The sequence below is a fragment of the Photobacterium kishitanii genome, assembly GCF_000613045.3.
GTDB lineage: Bacteria > Pseudomonadota > Gammaproteobacteria > Enterobacterales > Vibrionaceae > Photobacterium > Photobacterium kishitanii.
This window is the reverse complement of the sequence record NZ_LN794353.1, coordinates 350,279-365,792: the sequence shown is the minus strand read 5'-3', so window position 1 is coordinate 365,792 and position 15,514 is coordinate 350,279. Positions and strand designations below refer to the sequence as shown.

Annotated in this window: 14 protein-coding genes; 11 read left to right on the top strand and 3 right to left on the bottom strand. The window is 34.7% G+C overall.

Going from position 1 to position 15,514, the window contains the following annotated elements; genetic code table 11:
- Positions 1-303: 303 nt before the first annotated feature.
- A complete protein-coding gene (locus tag PPBDW_RS16940) occupies positions 304-3,315 on the bottom strand; it encodes a YncE family protein (RefSeq protein WP_181950654.1) in 3,012 nt (1,003 codons plus the stop codon).
- 336 nt (positions 3,316-3,651) lie between these two features.
- On the opposite strand from PPBDW_RS16940, the gene PPBDW_RS16935 reads away from it, so the two are divergent.
- Genes PPBDW_RS16935 through PPBDW_RS16925 form a run of 3 tightly spaced genes read left to right on the top strand, consistent with a single transcriptional unit; the run spans position 3,652 to position 6,483 of the window.
- Positions 3,652-4,713: an ABC transporter substrate-binding protein gene (locus PPBDW_RS16935; RefSeq protein WP_036790661.1), complete on the top strand. Its 1,062-nt coding sequence runs from the start codon at positions 3,652-3,654 to the stop codon at positions 4,711-4,713.
- 4 nt (positions 4,714-4,717) lie between these two features.
- Positions 4,718-5,710 (top strand): FecCD family ABC transporter permease, encoded by a 993-nt coding sequence (locus tag PPBDW_RS16930; RefSeq protein ID WP_036792806.1) that lies wholly within the window; start codon positions 4,718-4,720, stop codon positions 5,708-5,710.
- A 5-nt stretch (positions 5,711-5,715) separates the two neighbouring features.
- Positions 5,716-6,483, top strand: a complete 768-nt coding sequence (locus tag PPBDW_RS16925) for an ABC transporter ATP-binding protein (protein WP_036790658.1) — start codon at positions 5,716-5,718, stop codon at positions 6,481-6,483.
- On the opposite strand, the gene PPBDW_RS16920 is transcribed toward PPBDW_RS16925, so the two are convergent.
- Entirely contained in the window at positions 6,455-7,201 is a 747-nt protein-coding gene (locus PPBDW_RS16920) for a substrate-binding domain-containing protein (RefSeq protein WP_036790655.1), read from the bottom strand. The genes PPBDW_RS16925 and PPBDW_RS16920 overlap by 29 nt on opposite strands.
- Before the next feature lie 426 nt (positions 7,202-7,627).
- Here PPBDW_RS16920 and PPBDW_RS16915 point away from each other — a divergent pair, with 426 nt between their 5' ends.
- The 4 genes from PPBDW_RS16915 (at position 7,628) to PPBDW_RS16900 (ending at position 10,351) form a co-directional block, all read left to right on the top strand.
- A complete protein-coding gene (locus PPBDW_RS16915) occupies positions 7,628-8,098 on the top strand; it encodes a hypothetical protein (protein ID WP_181316449.1) in 471 nt (156 codons plus the stop codon).
- A gap of 268 nt (positions 8,099-8,366) precedes the next feature.
- Positions 8,367-8,636, top strand: coding sequence for a PTS sugar transporter subunit IIB (locus PPBDW_RS16910; RefSeq protein ID WP_036790649.1), 270 nt, complete (start codon positions 8,367-8,369; stop codon positions 8,634-8,636).
- A 12-nt stretch (positions 8,637-8,648) separates the two neighbouring features.
- A complete protein-coding gene (locus PPBDW_RS16905; RefSeq protein ID WP_036790637.1) occupies positions 8,649-9,905 on the top strand; it encodes a PTS ascorbate transporter subunit IIC in 1,257 nt (418 codons plus the stop codon).
- The gene (locus PPBDW_RS16900) at positions 9,902-10,351 is read left to right on the top strand and encodes a PTS sugar transporter subunit IIA (RefSeq protein WP_036790634.1); all 450 of its coding nucleotides are present in this window, start codon (positions 9,902-9,904) and stop codon (positions 10,349-10,351) included. The genes PPBDW_RS16905 and PPBDW_RS16900 overlap by 4 nt, the downstream gene beginning before the upstream one ends.
- A 216-nt stretch (positions 10,352-10,567) precedes the next feature.
- On the opposite strand, the gene PPBDW_RS16895 is transcribed toward PPBDW_RS16900, so the two are convergent.
- The gene (locus PPBDW_RS16895; protein ID WP_036790631.1) at positions 10,568-10,768 is read right to left on the bottom strand and encodes a hypothetical protein; all 201 of its coding nucleotides are present in this window, start codon (positions 10,766-10,768) and stop codon (positions 10,568-10,570) included.
- Between the two features lie 728 nt (positions 10,769-11,496).
- Between PPBDW_RS16895 and katE1 the strand changes: the two genes are divergently transcribed.
- The 4 genes from katE1 (at position 11,497) to PPBDW_RS16875 (ending at position 15,393) form a co-directional block, all read left to right on the top strand.
- Complete coding sequence (gene katE1, locus PPBDW_RS16890) at positions 11,497-13,005, top strand: catalase KatE1 (protein WP_036790628.1); 1,509 nt, start codon at positions 11,497-11,499, stop codon at positions 13,003-13,005.
- Positions 13,006-13,085: 80 nt separating this feature from the next.
- Positions 13,086-13,559 carry an ankyrin repeat domain-containing protein gene (locus tag PPBDW_RS16885; RefSeq protein WP_036790626.1) on the top strand — a complete coding sequence of 158 codons (474 nt, stop codon included), beginning with the start codon at positions 13,086-13,088 and terminating at the stop codon, positions 13,557-13,559.
- Positions 13,560-13,616: 57 nt separating this feature from the next.
- Complete coding sequence (locus PPBDW_RS16880) at positions 13,617-14,126, top strand: superoxide dismutase family protein (protein WP_036790623.1); 510 nt, start codon at positions 13,617-13,619, stop codon at positions 14,124-14,126.
- 829 nt (positions 14,127-14,955) lie between these two features.
- Positions 14,956-15,393: a hypothetical protein gene (locus PPBDW_RS16875; RefSeq protein WP_036790620.1), complete on the top strand. Its 438-nt coding sequence runs from the start codon at positions 14,956-14,958 to the stop codon at positions 15,391-15,393.
- Positions 15,394-15,514: the final 121 nt, after the last annotated feature.

The following is a 15,514-nucleotide window of genomic DNA, read 5'->3' as shown; positions in this document are numbered from 1 at the left end:
GATAGTTAATTACATAAGTTCACGGACAAAACTATATATACTTAGCTGAAATTTTGCTATAAACCCCAAAGGAAAGTATAAGGTGAATTATTAGCAAGACGATACTAGAAAATATGTGCGCCTTTCTTTAAAAAGATTATAAAACAAGAGTTAGTATTTAATTTTTTGATTAGAAAAAGTCACGGGAATGACGAATTACAATATCTAGTCCCGACTCCGCTAAGTTGAATCAAATATCTAAGTTGATGGGGAATCCCCCAATAATTAAGTGTTATTGGGGGAGGAATTGCTGGTTAATGGCTGTTAGCGATATTGATAGGTGCTATGGCCACTTGAGAAAAACCACCTGTTGCCGTTCGACCAATATATTTCTGGAATCTGTTGACAGGCATTATTTACATTAAAGCCAACACCATAGAAGCCAGATGAATTAATCGTGCACAATGGCGATCCTTGGTCACTTGCCACTAACTGACCAGAAGAATCTGGACTATGTAGCGATAGCCAATCAAATTGGTTTAGCGTTGACACTGGAGTGAAATAGGTACCATTACTTAGTCGATAACTGATTTCACTTCCTAATGTACATTCATAGCTATTAGGTGTTATTTCATTAACATAACCGTATAGCGTTTTTTGGTATCCTTCTATCTCTTGAGTAAACCGGCAAATTGGAAGTTGCTGTCCATCTTTATTTAATTTAGCTATTGAAGCTTTCTCATGATTATTTAGTTGCTCATATTTAAAGGAGTCAGTGTTAGCGAACCATCCTTGAGGCATTGTTGAAGAGGCCATAAACCATTTATCAAATTTATTTGAGTTACTATCAGGTCGATGAGCCCGCTTCGCTGTTGCAGGGAAGTGACGGTATCGAGCATTCTCATCTTTGTAAAAACCGTTTAGATCTTCATCTACATCAAGATAAGGCATATCACCTTTACGGATCAAGTACATCCCTAAGTCAGTCATCATAGGTTGGAACCCAAACCATGAAGCAGAGAAAGCGGTGCCATCGTTATAAAGGTGTTTACCATCAAAGCCATGGCCAAACTCGTGAGCTAGGATCCCATAGTAACCATAGTAGTGAAGATAAAAATTGTTTTCAGAAATACCTGTAATAGATGGGCTACCTAAGCCCCCAACATTTTGAACAACACCTAGACTTAAGTAATCACGATTAAGCATTGCATCATAGTAGTGATCATAGTCATTTGGTGTGAAGAAGCCATTAGGACCTTCTACTGGGCCTGCGTTTCCATAGAACTCTGTCCCATTTCCGTACATTTCACTGAAATTGAACCAGAATAATTTATACTCTTCAGATGACGCCATATAAGCAAAGTTTGTCATCATGATGAGGTATTCACGAGCATGTAGTGCGCTCATTGGTAGCCAGTTACCAGTGCTCGCACCCGTTGTGCGTATGTTCCACCGAGGCTTTATTTTTTTGATCTTTTGTACAAATTTATCTGTTTTGGAATTAAATGATGTCTGTAGTAAGTCAGTAAAATTATCATCTCTGCTCATCATTGTAGTGAGATCAAATACACCATCATTATTGCTACTGTTATAGCGTCCAACTTCACCAAAAGCAGATAGGGGAAGTGTAATACGTGTAAAGGGTGGCAGTGTGTCGATATTCCCTAATATAAACCACTTATCAATGCCATTTAGTTTTGCTTCAATATCAATGTTGGTGACTGTTTTTGCATTATAGTTAGTGATTTCAACTGTACTATTATCAATAAATTTTGTGTTAATTAACTTATTTATACGTACAGATCGTAGCTCTGCATTTGTAAGAATGTCTAACGTGTCATTATTAGTATAGATTTGCTGTATTGCACTAGGCATGAGTTGATTAAACTGTACTGGAGTTACCTCCAGACTTTGATCTGCGGTAAAAGTGATGTCGCTATTAACGATGTACGAGTTAATATTAATGTTATTAGCGGTTATCGTTATTAGCTCATTATTATCAAAATGAATATCTTGATAGTTATTAATTTCATCTCCATTTAATGACTTAATATTTCCTTCAGGCTCAATAAACTCAAAGTTATTAGCGATAAATGTCGATATCTTGTGCCACTCTAGCCGGCCATTGATATTTATTATCAAATGTTCGCCTGAACGTTCAATTTTGTTAGGGGCTAACGCTACAACTTTTTCAGGCTGTAGTGTGATACCTGGTTGAATTTTTCTCGTATCGTAAATTGCATAATTATTATTAGATGTATTAACAAGTAAATAGTCATTTAATATATGCATTTGTACCAATCGATGACTATATTGACCTGTGCCAAATGCCAACGATGCAAAGCGATCCATGTGGTTCGAGTTTTCTGGTGTTACTTGCGTTTTTTCTATGACAGCAATCTTATCTTTGGCATCGGATATAAATAGATAATTATTGTTACCTACAACTGATTGTGGTCTAAATAAGCCAGTACCTGTAGAACTATCGATACCAATTTGCATGATATGTTGATGATTATTATCAAGATCTAAAACATCAACACGGTTAGATTCCCACGAAACTACAAATAAGTAATTGTCTTCAATGTATAATTCATTTAAACGATGATATTTGTACGTTTGCCCACTAGATGTTGTGCTGCCTTCAATCCTATCTATAATTTCATTCGTTTTGATATTATAAACATCAATATAATTATTTTGATTTTGCACTGAACGAGTAATGTAGAGTCGATCTCTATAGCGTTCTACAGCAGTAGCATGGAAACGATCTTGATTAAAATCCTGAGGCGTTAATCTTATAGGGTTACCAAAATAGCGTACATTAGTATCAAATGAATTAACTGAGCAGCTAGATGTTTCAATTATTATATCGGTAATCTGACCATTCTGAATACTTCCATCTGGATAATACTCAAGCAGGCAACCATTTCCATAGTTATAGTTACCAAAATATTTGTTTACAAATACTGCACCGCCAGAATATTGGCTTAGTTCCCAATCATCAGTAAAGAATGGGAATAGGGTTTGTATCGCTGAAGTGTCGTCCCACGATCTTAACGGAATTTCCGGATTATTTTTATTATTTAATTTATATTTAATACCACTTAGTTCTATAAAACGCTCACCGTTAATAATAATTACATTGTCAGGGTTTTCTGCGTATGTCTGTAATTCTCTTAAGCGATCATTAATTTGACTATATTTAGATTGGTACTCTTGCGCAAAATATTGTTGCTCAGTTGATAATGTTCTATTCATTTCAGAACTAATAGCGAGCGAGAGGGGTAGCATCGATATACCAATTACTGCTGATAATAATCTAATCTTCATCATGGTTCCTTCCATTCATTATTAAACCAGTTGTATATATAGGTTATGTGTATATTTTTTAAAAATATAAAAATATTTATTGTCACGATTTGTATTTTTGCTTGAATAATACATTGTTGAAATAAAAGAAATAAAATGAAGAGCAATAAGCGCTTAGATACAAATTGTTACATTTTTAGTTGGTGAGGTGGGTGTTTATTAAGCGTTATCTGTGAGTTTTGCGTTTGAAATGTTGGATTCTATTAAGGTTATTTGTAACAGAACCATAATTAAGCATATTGAATCATAAAATAGATCGATGTATAGTTTGCTATATATCGGTATTCAATGAAATTTTTTATGTTTAAATATTATCAGCGTCATCAAATCCTGCACATAGCTATAGCTCTCTTTTTATTAGTTAATTCATCTTCAAGTTATGCTGCTCGTCGTGTTATTGATCAACTTGGGCGTACAGTTGAGATCCCAGATAAAGTGACTAGAATTGTGGTTTTACAGCATCAAACACTTAACATACTTAATCAATTAAATGCGTTAAATAAAGTTGTTGGAATTCAAAGTAGTTGGAAAAAACAATTAGGTGAGGGGTACATTAGATTGGCTCCTTCTCTTGTAACTATGCCTATGCCTGGAGATTTAACTCAAGTAAATATCGAAAGTCTTTTGGCCATTCATCCTCAGGTGGTATTTGTAGCCAATTATGCGCCAGCTGAAATGATTAAGCAGATTGAAATAGAAGGCATACCTGTTGTTGCTGTTTCATTACGTCATGCAGCTGATTCGGAAAGAAATAAGTTAAATCCGAGCTTAAAAGATGATGTGTCTGCTTATGATCAAGGCTTGGCTGAAGGAATAAAGTTAATTGCAACGGTAATTAATAAACCTCAACAAGGTAAAGACTTGATCGATGCGACATTCTCACAACAAAAGCAATTAAAACAACGTCTAGCTACTATAAAACCAAGTCAACGACTTCGTGTATATATGGCTAATCCGAATTTAAGTACTTATGGTTCGGGAAAATATACGGGTGTCATGATGGCTCGTGCTGGTGGTGAAAACGTCGCAGCATCAACATTAAAAGGCTACCATCAAGTTGCGATGGAACAAGTTTTAGCTTGGGATCCTCAAGTGATTTTTGTTCAGCATCGTTTTCCTGATGTGATTGAAAAAATGAGACATGATTCTGATTTTAAATGGATGAACGCAGTTAAAAATCAACGTGTTTATTTGATGCCTGAATATGCGAAAGCATGGGGATATCCAATGCCTGAAGCGGTAGCATTAGGTGAGTGGTGGATGGCAAAAACCTTATATCCACAGTTATTTAAAGATGTTGATTTAAATACAAAAGTTCAGGCTTATTATCATAAGTTTTATCGCGTCAGTTACCTAAAATAGCATGATGAATAGTTTCTTTTATAAACAAAATAATATTATTGCTGCGATAATAGTGCTAGTTATTGCTGTGTTTTCACTAACGTTAGGCCAATATCCATTAACCTTATCTCGTCTTAGTTACGAATTTGCACATCCTTTTTTAACGGATAGTTTACCTAACCATATTGTTTGGTCTATTCGTTTACCGCGTATTGTTATTGCTCTCTGTGTTGGTGGCTGCCTCGCTTTCAGTGGTGCGATACTCCAAGGTGTTTTTCATAACCCATTGGTTGATCCTCATATTATAGGTGTCAGTTCTGGTGCGGCATTTGGCGGCACTTTAGCTATCTTATTCGGTTTACCTGCCGTTCTTATGATGAGCTCTACTTTTGCTTTTGGCTTATTAGCGCTTGCGGTTATATACGTTCTGGCTAATTTGCTAGGAAAAAATGATCGCTTAATATTGATCCTGCTTGGTATCGTTTTGAGTGGTATTTTTGCTGCACTAGTGAATTTAGTTCAGTATTTAGCTGATACTGAAGAAAAATTACCTAGTATTGTTTTTTGGTTATTGGGCAGTTTTGCTACCGCTAATTGGCATAAGGTGGGGTTATTGTTAGTACCATTAATCTTGGCTGGAGGCATTTTATACCGCTTACGATGGCGTATTAATATTTTGTCTTTAGGGGATACAGAAGCTAAAGCGTTAGGGCTATCTGTAGCTCGATTAAGGCTGTGGGTACTATTATTGTGTGCAATTTTGATTGCAGCTCAAGTTGCCGTTAGCGGTAGCATTGGTTGGATTGGCTTAGTAGTGCCACATTTGGCTCGTACCATTGTTGGTGCAGATCATCGCCGATTATTACCAATGTCATTTTGGTTAGGTGCTGGGATTATGGTTATCGTTGATGATATTGCTCGAACGATGAGCCAGGCTGAAATTCCATTAGGTATTATTACGGCATTGTTTGGTGCGCCGTTATTCATTTTTTTATTAGCTAGAGAAAGACGAGGTTAATAATAATGGCGTTAAATATAGCGGATTGTTTAGTGGTACAGAGGCTGCAATTTGGGCCTAAAGTAGCCCTTTTTTCACCAATGAGTTTTGCTTGTTGTAAAGGGGAAGTCTGTGCAATTTTAGGAGCTAATGGCTGTGGTAAAACAACATTATTGCATAGCTTGGTCAACATTCAACCGCCTCTTAGTGGTGATATTTTGGTTCAAGGAGGGATAGGGTTTGTACCACAGTCGAGTGTATTGGCATTTTCTTATCGAGTTATTGATGTTGTATTGATGGGATTGGCGCAAAAGATAGGATTGTTCTTTCAACCTAGCGGTGATGATGAACAACGCGCTTTAGCTGCTTTAGCCGATTTAGCGATTGTAGAGTTGGCGGATAGTATATTTACACAACTATCTGGTGGCCAGCAACAATTGGTACTAATTGCTCGAGCATTAGTTGCCGATTGTAGTGTCATCGCTTTAGACGAACCAACTTCAGCGTTAGACTTGCATAACCAGCAGGTAGTATTACAGCTATTACGAAAACTTGCTCGTCGTGATAATAAATGCATAATTTTCACAACTCATGATCCTAGCCATGCCTTATTAGTTGCAGATAAAGCATTACTATTATTTCCTCAAGGAAAGTGGCAATTTGACTGTTGTAATAAAGTATTAATTCCATCGAATATCCAGCAGGCTTATGGTATTAACGTCGAACAAGTTGCTTTTACTGTTGAGCAACAAACATATAAAACGCTTATTCCATTATTTGGCTTATTGGACTAAATCCTGCTTGTTGTAGGTAGTGTTGTCCTTGCGCGGAGAGTAGATAATTTACAATGGGTAGTACGGCGTTATTGTTATATGCAAGTCCATAAGTAGCCATGGTATTGTCCTGTGAAGGGATAGGTATCACTATTAGCTCTGGATCATTTTGAATGATGTGTTGGTAATGAGAATAGCCAATAAACATGTCAACATTATGATGATGAATAAGAAAAGAGGCAGCAGTGTATCCTGTTGGTATTGTGAGCGTTTTTATACCGCCAACTAAAGGCCGTGCTACTTTTTTTAAATGATCACTTAATACTTTATTTTGTTTGGCTATTTTATCAAACAGTTGCCAAGTGTAGTCACCGGCGGGATCGCAATCAGGAGTTGATGTTGCTAACACTAATGTCGGGTCACTAAGATAATCGAGCCATGTTTTTTGTTGCTGATAATGACGGCGTGCAATGGTTATGCAGAGGCTATTATGACAAAAAGGGGCAATGTTTTTCATTTTTAAAATAGAATGTAAGTGTTGGGGGTGAGTCATATTTGCAGATAGGAAAAGATCACAAGGGAGCCCTTCTTGTATTTTTTGGTTAAGCAAACCAGCAGGGCCAAAGGTAAACGTTATTGGCTGTTGGCTTAATTGCTCTAATTGTGATTTTATCTGAGTAAGCGTCGAGCGAAGACTTCCTGCAGCAAAAACAGACAATGACGGTTGTTGATCACACATAGCGGGTATCCAATTACCTTAGATGTTATTACTGGGATTATAAGATACATATTACGCTTATAATATTATAACGATATGTTTTAAAATCAATATATCGCTTTAATTTGAGGTTAAGAACATCGAAACCTTTATAAAATAATATATATTATCAGATGCTTATGTAGTTGCGCTCTTTGGGGGAAAATGACCCAATGCTCTTATTGCACCTTCATCATGTTGTATTCTTTTTATGATTACACGGTAGTGGAATAAGTAACATAAAAATGGTTTAGACAAATTAGACTAAGATGAACAAATAAGGGAGATAGTAAATCCGTAATTTATCTTATTGTTTGATATGTTTATACTCTTAGATGAAAAGCACAGATTAATTATGATAATCATGCTTAGCTGTGTGAGATAGGAATATGTATGCTACCTAAGAAGATGGTTGCACCGCAAGATATGCAAGATGGTGCGACATTCAAAACAAAAAGACATGGTTTGGTTCGTGTTATTGAATATTACAACACACATACAGTTATTGTCTTTTTTGAAAATACTGGCAATGTTCGAGCTATTAGCGCAGCAAAGTTAAGAAATGGACAGTTAGCAGATCGTTCTGTTCCACCAGAATCGATTATGGTTGGTGAGAAAATTGAATCAATGAAGCATGGTTTATTAACTATTGTACAAGTTGAATCAGAAAATGTTGTCTTATTAGTTAATGAGGATGGCGAAGAAGTTCGATTGTTATTACCAGCTGTACAGAAAATGAAATTAAAAGCTAATAAAGGTGATATTACAAAAGAAGAGTCTAAAATACCGACGTCGCTAAGTGCGCTGACTAAACGAAATAAAAAAACGAAAGACGTAAATAGATTATTGAAAAAAATGCTGACAGATTATGGTAAGTAATAGTTAGATTAGTTTTATTTAATTATATGGTTTTCGAATTTATCGATTATAAAATAGTGCAACATTCATCACAGTTTTAATTCCACTGAAAAACAGTAATAAATCATTTTATTAATAAGACTCTATTAAGTAGATCTGCGTCACAATCTCATTTTGTGTTTGTGACGCAGATCTATTTTGTTCATCGGTTTACCCTTTAAGATTTCTGCATAATAACAAGGCAATGAAATAGTTCATTCCTAAATATCCTACAAAAAGAGTATATAAAATGAAAAAGATTTTAGTTGTATGCGGAAACGGATTAGGCACTTCATTAATGATGGAAATGGCTGTTAAAGATGTGATAAAAAAAATTAGTTTTGATGCTGAGGTTGATCATGAGGATTTATCATCAGCAGTCTCAAGTAATGCTGATATATGGGTAGCAGCAACAGATGTGGCAACGCAATTAGAAGCGGCTGGAAAAATAAATATTATCAGTCTTAAAAATATTTTTGATAAAGCATCTATTGAAGAACAGTTAACAGCTTTAATTTAAGGATTAATGAATATGGTTAACTTCTTTGAATTTATGCTGAGCTTATTAAAAGAGCCAGCAATAATGGTTGGTTTAATTGCTTTTATTGGATTGGTTGTACAAAAATCTGATATATCAACTATCTTGAAAGGTACCATTAAAACCGTAATGGGGTACTTAATTCTAGGTTTTGGTGCGGGAGCATTAATAGGCGCATTAAATAATTTTTCAACAATATTTACAGAAGCATTTGGTGTTAGTGGTGTTATTCCAAATAACGAAGCAATTGTCGCTATAGCACAAGAAGCGTTCGGTTATGAAATGGCACTAATTATATTTTTTGCTTTCATCGTAAATATTATTTTGGCTCGCATTACACCTTTAAAGTTTATATTTTTAACGGGTCACCATACGATGTTTATGTCGATGTTAGTTGCTGTAATTTTATCAACAGCTGGCATTAAAGGCACTATATTAGTTGCATTGGGTTCAATCATTGTTGGTTCCTTAATGGTAATTATGCCAGCAATAGCTCAGAGATATACAGTAAAAGTGATGGGTACAGATCAGTTAGCCATGGGTCATTTCTCAACACTTTCATACGTTATATCAGGTTACATCGGCAGTAAATTTGGTGATATATCTAAGTCAACAGAAGATATTAACGTACCAAAAAGCTTAATGTTTTTACGCGATACACCTGTAGCGATAGCGACAACCATGGTGCTGTTTTTTTTATTAGCTTCAGTGTTTGCCGGTAGTAAATTTGTTGAAAGCATTTCCGGTGGTCAAAATTGGTTAGTCTTTACATTTATGCAATCTTTAACATTTGCGGGTGGCGTTTACATCGTATTACAAGGTGTAAAAATGTTTATAGCTGAAATCGTCCCTGCATTTAAAGGTATTTCAGATAAATTAGTACCAGGCGCAAAACCTGCTTTAGATTGTCCAATGGTATTTCCAGTTGCTCCTAATGCTGTATTAATTGGATTTTTATCGTCCTTCTCTGCTGGTCTGTTAGTAATGGGTATACAGGGTATGATGGGATGGACAGTCATTGTCGCTGGCGTTGTTCCTCACTTTTTTGTCGGCGGTGCATCTGGCGTATACGGTAATGCTATGGGCGGTTTACGCGGGGCAATACTTGGCTCATTTACACAAGGTATCTGTATATCGATCTTACCAATGTTATTACTTCCAGTACTAGGTGGCTTAGGCTTAGAGGCCACAACCTTCTCTGATTTTGACTTTGGTGTCGTTGGACTTGTGCTAGGGTGGATTGTTTCATGAGCTTATTTGATTTAATTGGTAATGACGGTATTGTCGTCACATCAGAAAAGCATTTAACGGTTAATTCTGCATTAGACTTAATGTGTTCAGTTTTGCTGAAGAATGGAAAAGTTGATCCTTGTTATGTAGAAGCAATTAAGCAGAAGCATCGAGAAATTGGTGCTTACTATGTTCTCGCTCCTAAAATAGCAATGCCACATGCTAGACCTGAAGATGGTGTAAATGAAGCCGGGCTTCAACTTACGGTATTTAAGAATGGTGTGGATTTAGAATCAGAAGATAATGGCGATGTATATTTATCGGTAACATTAGCAGCAATAGATTCGGACAGTCATATCAATACGATTATGGCATTATCTGAATTGTTCCAAAATGACGAAGATATAGATGCTATTATTCATTCAGATAGTAAAACGGCAATCATAGAGATTTTAAGAAAATATTAGAGTTATGATTTTTAAATAAAAATCTCGTTATAGGCTACCTTTGGTAGCCTTTTTTATATTCGAGCTTTGCAAATAAGGATAACATTTATGTAAAAATAGAGCCGCAATAGACGGTATTTAATATAGGTATTCCTTAACTGAACTAAGGCTTATTAGTAGTTAAACTTGCGAACATTGTTGGAGATTTATCCTTTAAGATTAATGACCAAGTTTTGCCTACACCATCACCTGTAAAATTATTTTATAAGTATCTTTAAACCAAGAGTAAGCAGGCAGTCCTGAGTATGTTAATTGCAATTTATTCAGTTCATTGGTGTATACGGCGCTAAACTTTTGGTTTTGTGAGGTTAAACTTTTAATTTCTGTTATTGTGACGGTTGCTGCTGGCCATCTAGCTAGACCATCTTTTATCGACAAGAAGATTTCCTTTCGGCGTCATTTGGAATACTGGTTCTGTAGAATAATATAAGTCATGCGCAAAGGAGCTAGAAGATATTGATAATAAAATTAATGTTGCACTAATTAATACTTTTTATAAACCATTTCAGTTTGAAAAAAGGCAAACAATAAAGTAAAGCCTATAATCCTCCCCAAAAACCTGTTTATAAATGAAAATATAAGCTGGTTTGGATAATCCTTGCAATAGATTTAAGAGATAAATAGCTAAAATATTTGCTAGGCTGCCAATAAATCCTGCCCCTAAAGCTATTGTGATATTTTTTAGCATATATTATATCTTCGTATTTAATTCTCATTAAGTAATGGCATCTAAATATAAAAAAGAAATTTTCTTTTAGCTAACTCATTCAGGTAAAGATTCTACCTATATGTTCTTTATTAAAGTATTAATAGAGAGTTTGTTGCTGAAAAATATATTTAATAATGGTGACTTAATGATTGAGTTATATTTTACATTTGTGGCATAAATTTCTCTTAAATATTTATTTCCTTGCTGTATTTTGCTTGTGAAAAATGGTTATTAGCAATTTTTTTTCTTGTAAAAATTTCATTGTTAATACCTATTAATATCATAGTTATTAACAGTTATACATTCTTGTAATGTCTAGATACTTTTGCATAGAAGTAAAAAAGTCGTTAGATATGAATATGTGTGTAAATGGAATGTGTGTATAAGGAAAATAATTATGCGATCGTCGAATAATATATTGTTAATAATAACTGTGTTAGCGAGTGCGTCTTTACAAGCTCAAACAATAACAAGAGATAATGGCTCACCAGTTGGTGATAATCAAAATTCAATAACAGCAGGAGAAAACGGGCCAGTACTGCTTCAGGATGTTCAACTTATTCAAAAACTTCAACGTTTTGCAAGAGAGCGTATCCCAGAGCGTGTAGTCCATGCTCGTGGTACTGGAGCGCATGGAGAATTTGTTGCAGAGTCTGATTTTTCAGATTTAACGCTATCCGCGCCATTTGCAGAAAAAGGTAAGATAACGCCTGTTTTTGTTAGATTTTCAACCGTAATTCATTCTAAGGGCTCGCCTGAAACATTGCGAGACCCTAGAGGTTTTGCCACCAAATTTTATACCGAACAGGGAAATTGGGATTTAGTTGGCAATAACTTACCGGTGTTTTTTATTCGAGATTCGATTAAGTTTCCTGATATGGTGCACTCTTTAAAACCATCACCTATTACTAATATACAAGATCCTAATCGTTTTTTTGATTTCTTTAGTTTAGAGCCTAGCGCTACAAATATGCTTACATGGGTTTATAGTAATTTAGGAACTCCTGCTAGTTATCGAATGATGGATGGATTTGGTGTTCACGCATATAAATGGATTAATAACAAAGGCGATGTCAATTATGTTAAATTTCAGTGGAAAAGCCAGCAAGGTGTAAAAAGTCTAAGGCCTAATGAAGTTGCAGAGATTCAAGGCAAAGATTTTAATCATTTAACCAATGATTTATATAAAGAAATAAAAGCAGGTAACTATCCAAAATGGGATCTCTATGTAAAAGTATTATCTCCTGAACAAATGGATAAACTTAATTATAATGGATTAGATGCAACAAAATCATGGCTTAATATTCCAGAGAAAAAAGTAGGCACGATGACGCTCAATCGTATACCTAGTAATTTCTTCTTGGAAACAGAGCAAGCTGCATTTGCTCCATCTAATTTAATTTCTGGAATTGAACCATCTGAAGACCGATTACTTCAAGGGCGTTTATTTGCTTATGCTGATACGCAGCTCCACCGTGTAGGGGTAAATCAATTTCAGTTACCAATAAACCGTCCATTAGCGCAGGTCAACAACTATAATCAAGATGGATTTAGTAATAACGCTAAAATAGATTCAAATATTAATTACGAACCAAGTAATCAGATAAAATTATCGGATGATCCACAATATAAAAGTATTGAAACAAAACTTCATGGCGTTATTCAACAGAAGGGTATTAATAATCCACGCGATTTTTATCAAGCAGGTATATTTTATAGAAGTCTTAATGAGCAAGATAAAAAAGATCTTATTCATAACCTTTCAGGTGACTTAAATAAAGTTAATGATGAAGAAATAAAAATAAAAATGGTACGCTATTTTTATTTAGCAGATGAAAACTATGGGATGCGTTTGGCTAAAGCTACCCATATACCATTGGAGAAAATAACTAATAAAAGTATTTAAATAACATTAGCTTACAAAGGGTATTGCTAATTCCCCCAATTAGCACCTTTGTAAGTTTCCTCTATTCAAAGGTGAAGAAAATGAAAAATATAATTTATATTACGTTTTCTCTGATGCTATTAGCAACATCAAATTTAGCAATGGCCTTAGATCGTCATAAAAAAGACTCTGAACAGCTAATATTATTATTTTTTGATGCTGCTAGGGTTGGAAATAATGAAGTGATAAATGAATTTATTTATGCTGGATTTCCTATTAATGAGCGTAATCCTCAAAGTTATACCGCATTGATGGTTGCCGCTTATTATGGGCATGAATTATCCGTCGATTTATTGCTTAAAGAAGGTGCTAATGCTTGTATTGAAGATAAAAGAGGAAATACAGCTTTCATGGGTGCCTTACTTAAAGGTGAAATAAAAATAGCAAGGAAGTTATATAAGGCTAATTGTAGTTATGGAGAACATCGTAATAAATCAGGGCTAAGTTTAGAAGAGTTTGCTACTTTATTTGGACAACGAAAAGCATTAGATTCATTTAATAAGTTGGAGCGGTAAATAATTAATAAAATATGATTTAACTGTGGTATGGAATTATTTTAAAGGATAATAAATATGAAAAAAATACTACTTTCTACTTTGATTTTAGCTTCTGCGAGCGCAAGTGCTGCAGATTTTTCTGTTAAAATGACAGATCTTAATTCTGGTGCAATGGTAGGTACTATATCAGCACAGCAAACAAAATATGGTGTAGTCTTTACTCCGCACTTAGCTGGATTACCTGCAGGATTACATGGTTTCCATGTTCATGTTAATCCATCATGTGGCACAACAGAAAAAATGGGCAAACCTGTTTTAGGTGGTGCTGCAGGTGGTCACTATGATCCAATGAAAACGAATAAACATGGCTATCCATGGAATGATGATAATCATTTAGGTGACTTACCGCCGCTTTATGTCGACATGAAAGGTAATGTTGAGCAACCCGTTCTCGCTCCTAGATTGAAATTGTCTGATTTAAAAGGGCGAGCTTTAATGATTCATGCTGGAGGTGATAACCATTCAGACCATCCTAGCCCTCTTGGTGGTGGTGGCGCACGTTTGGTTTGTGGGGTGATTAAATAATAAATTATTGCAGCTATAATATTTAGCAGAAGTATTATGGCTGTTTTAATCACTAAGTTTATTGTTTGTATCAAGATTATTTATTTTATCTATATTAAAGCCAAAGGAAATTAGCTTTAGCAACGAAATTTATTTTTAGAGTAAGTGAATAGAGTCAGCAAAAGAGTAAAAAATAAACTTCGGAAAAGCAATAAGTTGAATGTGTTACTATAAAATCAGCTCTATAGTCATGGTATACTATTATCTATACTGTTAACCATAAAGTTAACACTTGTATTGACTCTGTACTAATTATGCTATTATAATTCAGGCTATTGAGATAGATCTCATAGCTCTTTTATAAATTACGTACGTCAATAAATGTACTTAATAAACTATTAGTCCAACTGATTAAGAATTGAATTGTATAATTCTTAATAAAAGCTTCTAGCACTAATTTTCTATAAAATAATAATAAGTACCATATTGAATGTTGCGACTAGTGGTACAGGTGTTTGTGCATTGAAGATATAAGCACTAGAGTTTATTGGGTTTTTAGTGGTTATAGTGAAGTTTCACATCGGAATTGTTATCGAGTATCAAGGGGTTATAAGGAAGTGAAACTGGTAAGAGTTAAATTCTTTATGCCTAAATAAAGAAGACTTATTGTTTGGATGCAACCGTCGATGACGGTTTTTTTATTTCAACTTTGTTGCTTTATAGGTAAGCGGTTTCGGGGTGAAATATCCTCTTAAAAATAAATAACTAATTACTGAATTATCAAAGTTTGTTGATTACGTTCGTAAAAGTAAAACACTTAAAATCTCTCATTATTTAAATAGGTAAATTTATGAAAACTACAATTAAAACTATTGCTATTGCGTCTTTGTTCGTTTCATTTGGAACATTTGCGGCCAGTCCTGTAACTGGCTGGGTCGTTGAAGACGGTCTTATCGGTTCCCCTCAAGTGAAGCAAGATGGAATTACGGCGGTTTCATCTTTCGAGAAAAAAGATGGAAAGATTATCTTTTCTATGATGATGGTTTCCGATAAAAAATCAGATGATGTAGGGATCAAATTGATTGAAACTGAGTCCCCGATTATGGTTAACGGCAAAAAAATCATGATGGAAGAGCAACGACAGGGTCAATTAAGGAGCTTCAATCCTAAAACAGAGGCTGGCACTCAATATCTTTTAAATGAGTTCAAGACAAAAGATGGTGTAATAATTGAAAACTTAACTTATTCAACGAACTCATTTAACCAAGCGTTGAAAAAACTCAAGTAATAATATTAATAAGGAAAGGACGCCTTTTTCTTAAACCAAAAAATAAAATTCAATAATTGAAGGTCAGTTATCAATCAGGATGAATGATCGCTAGATATGATTATATACAAGGCGATTCATT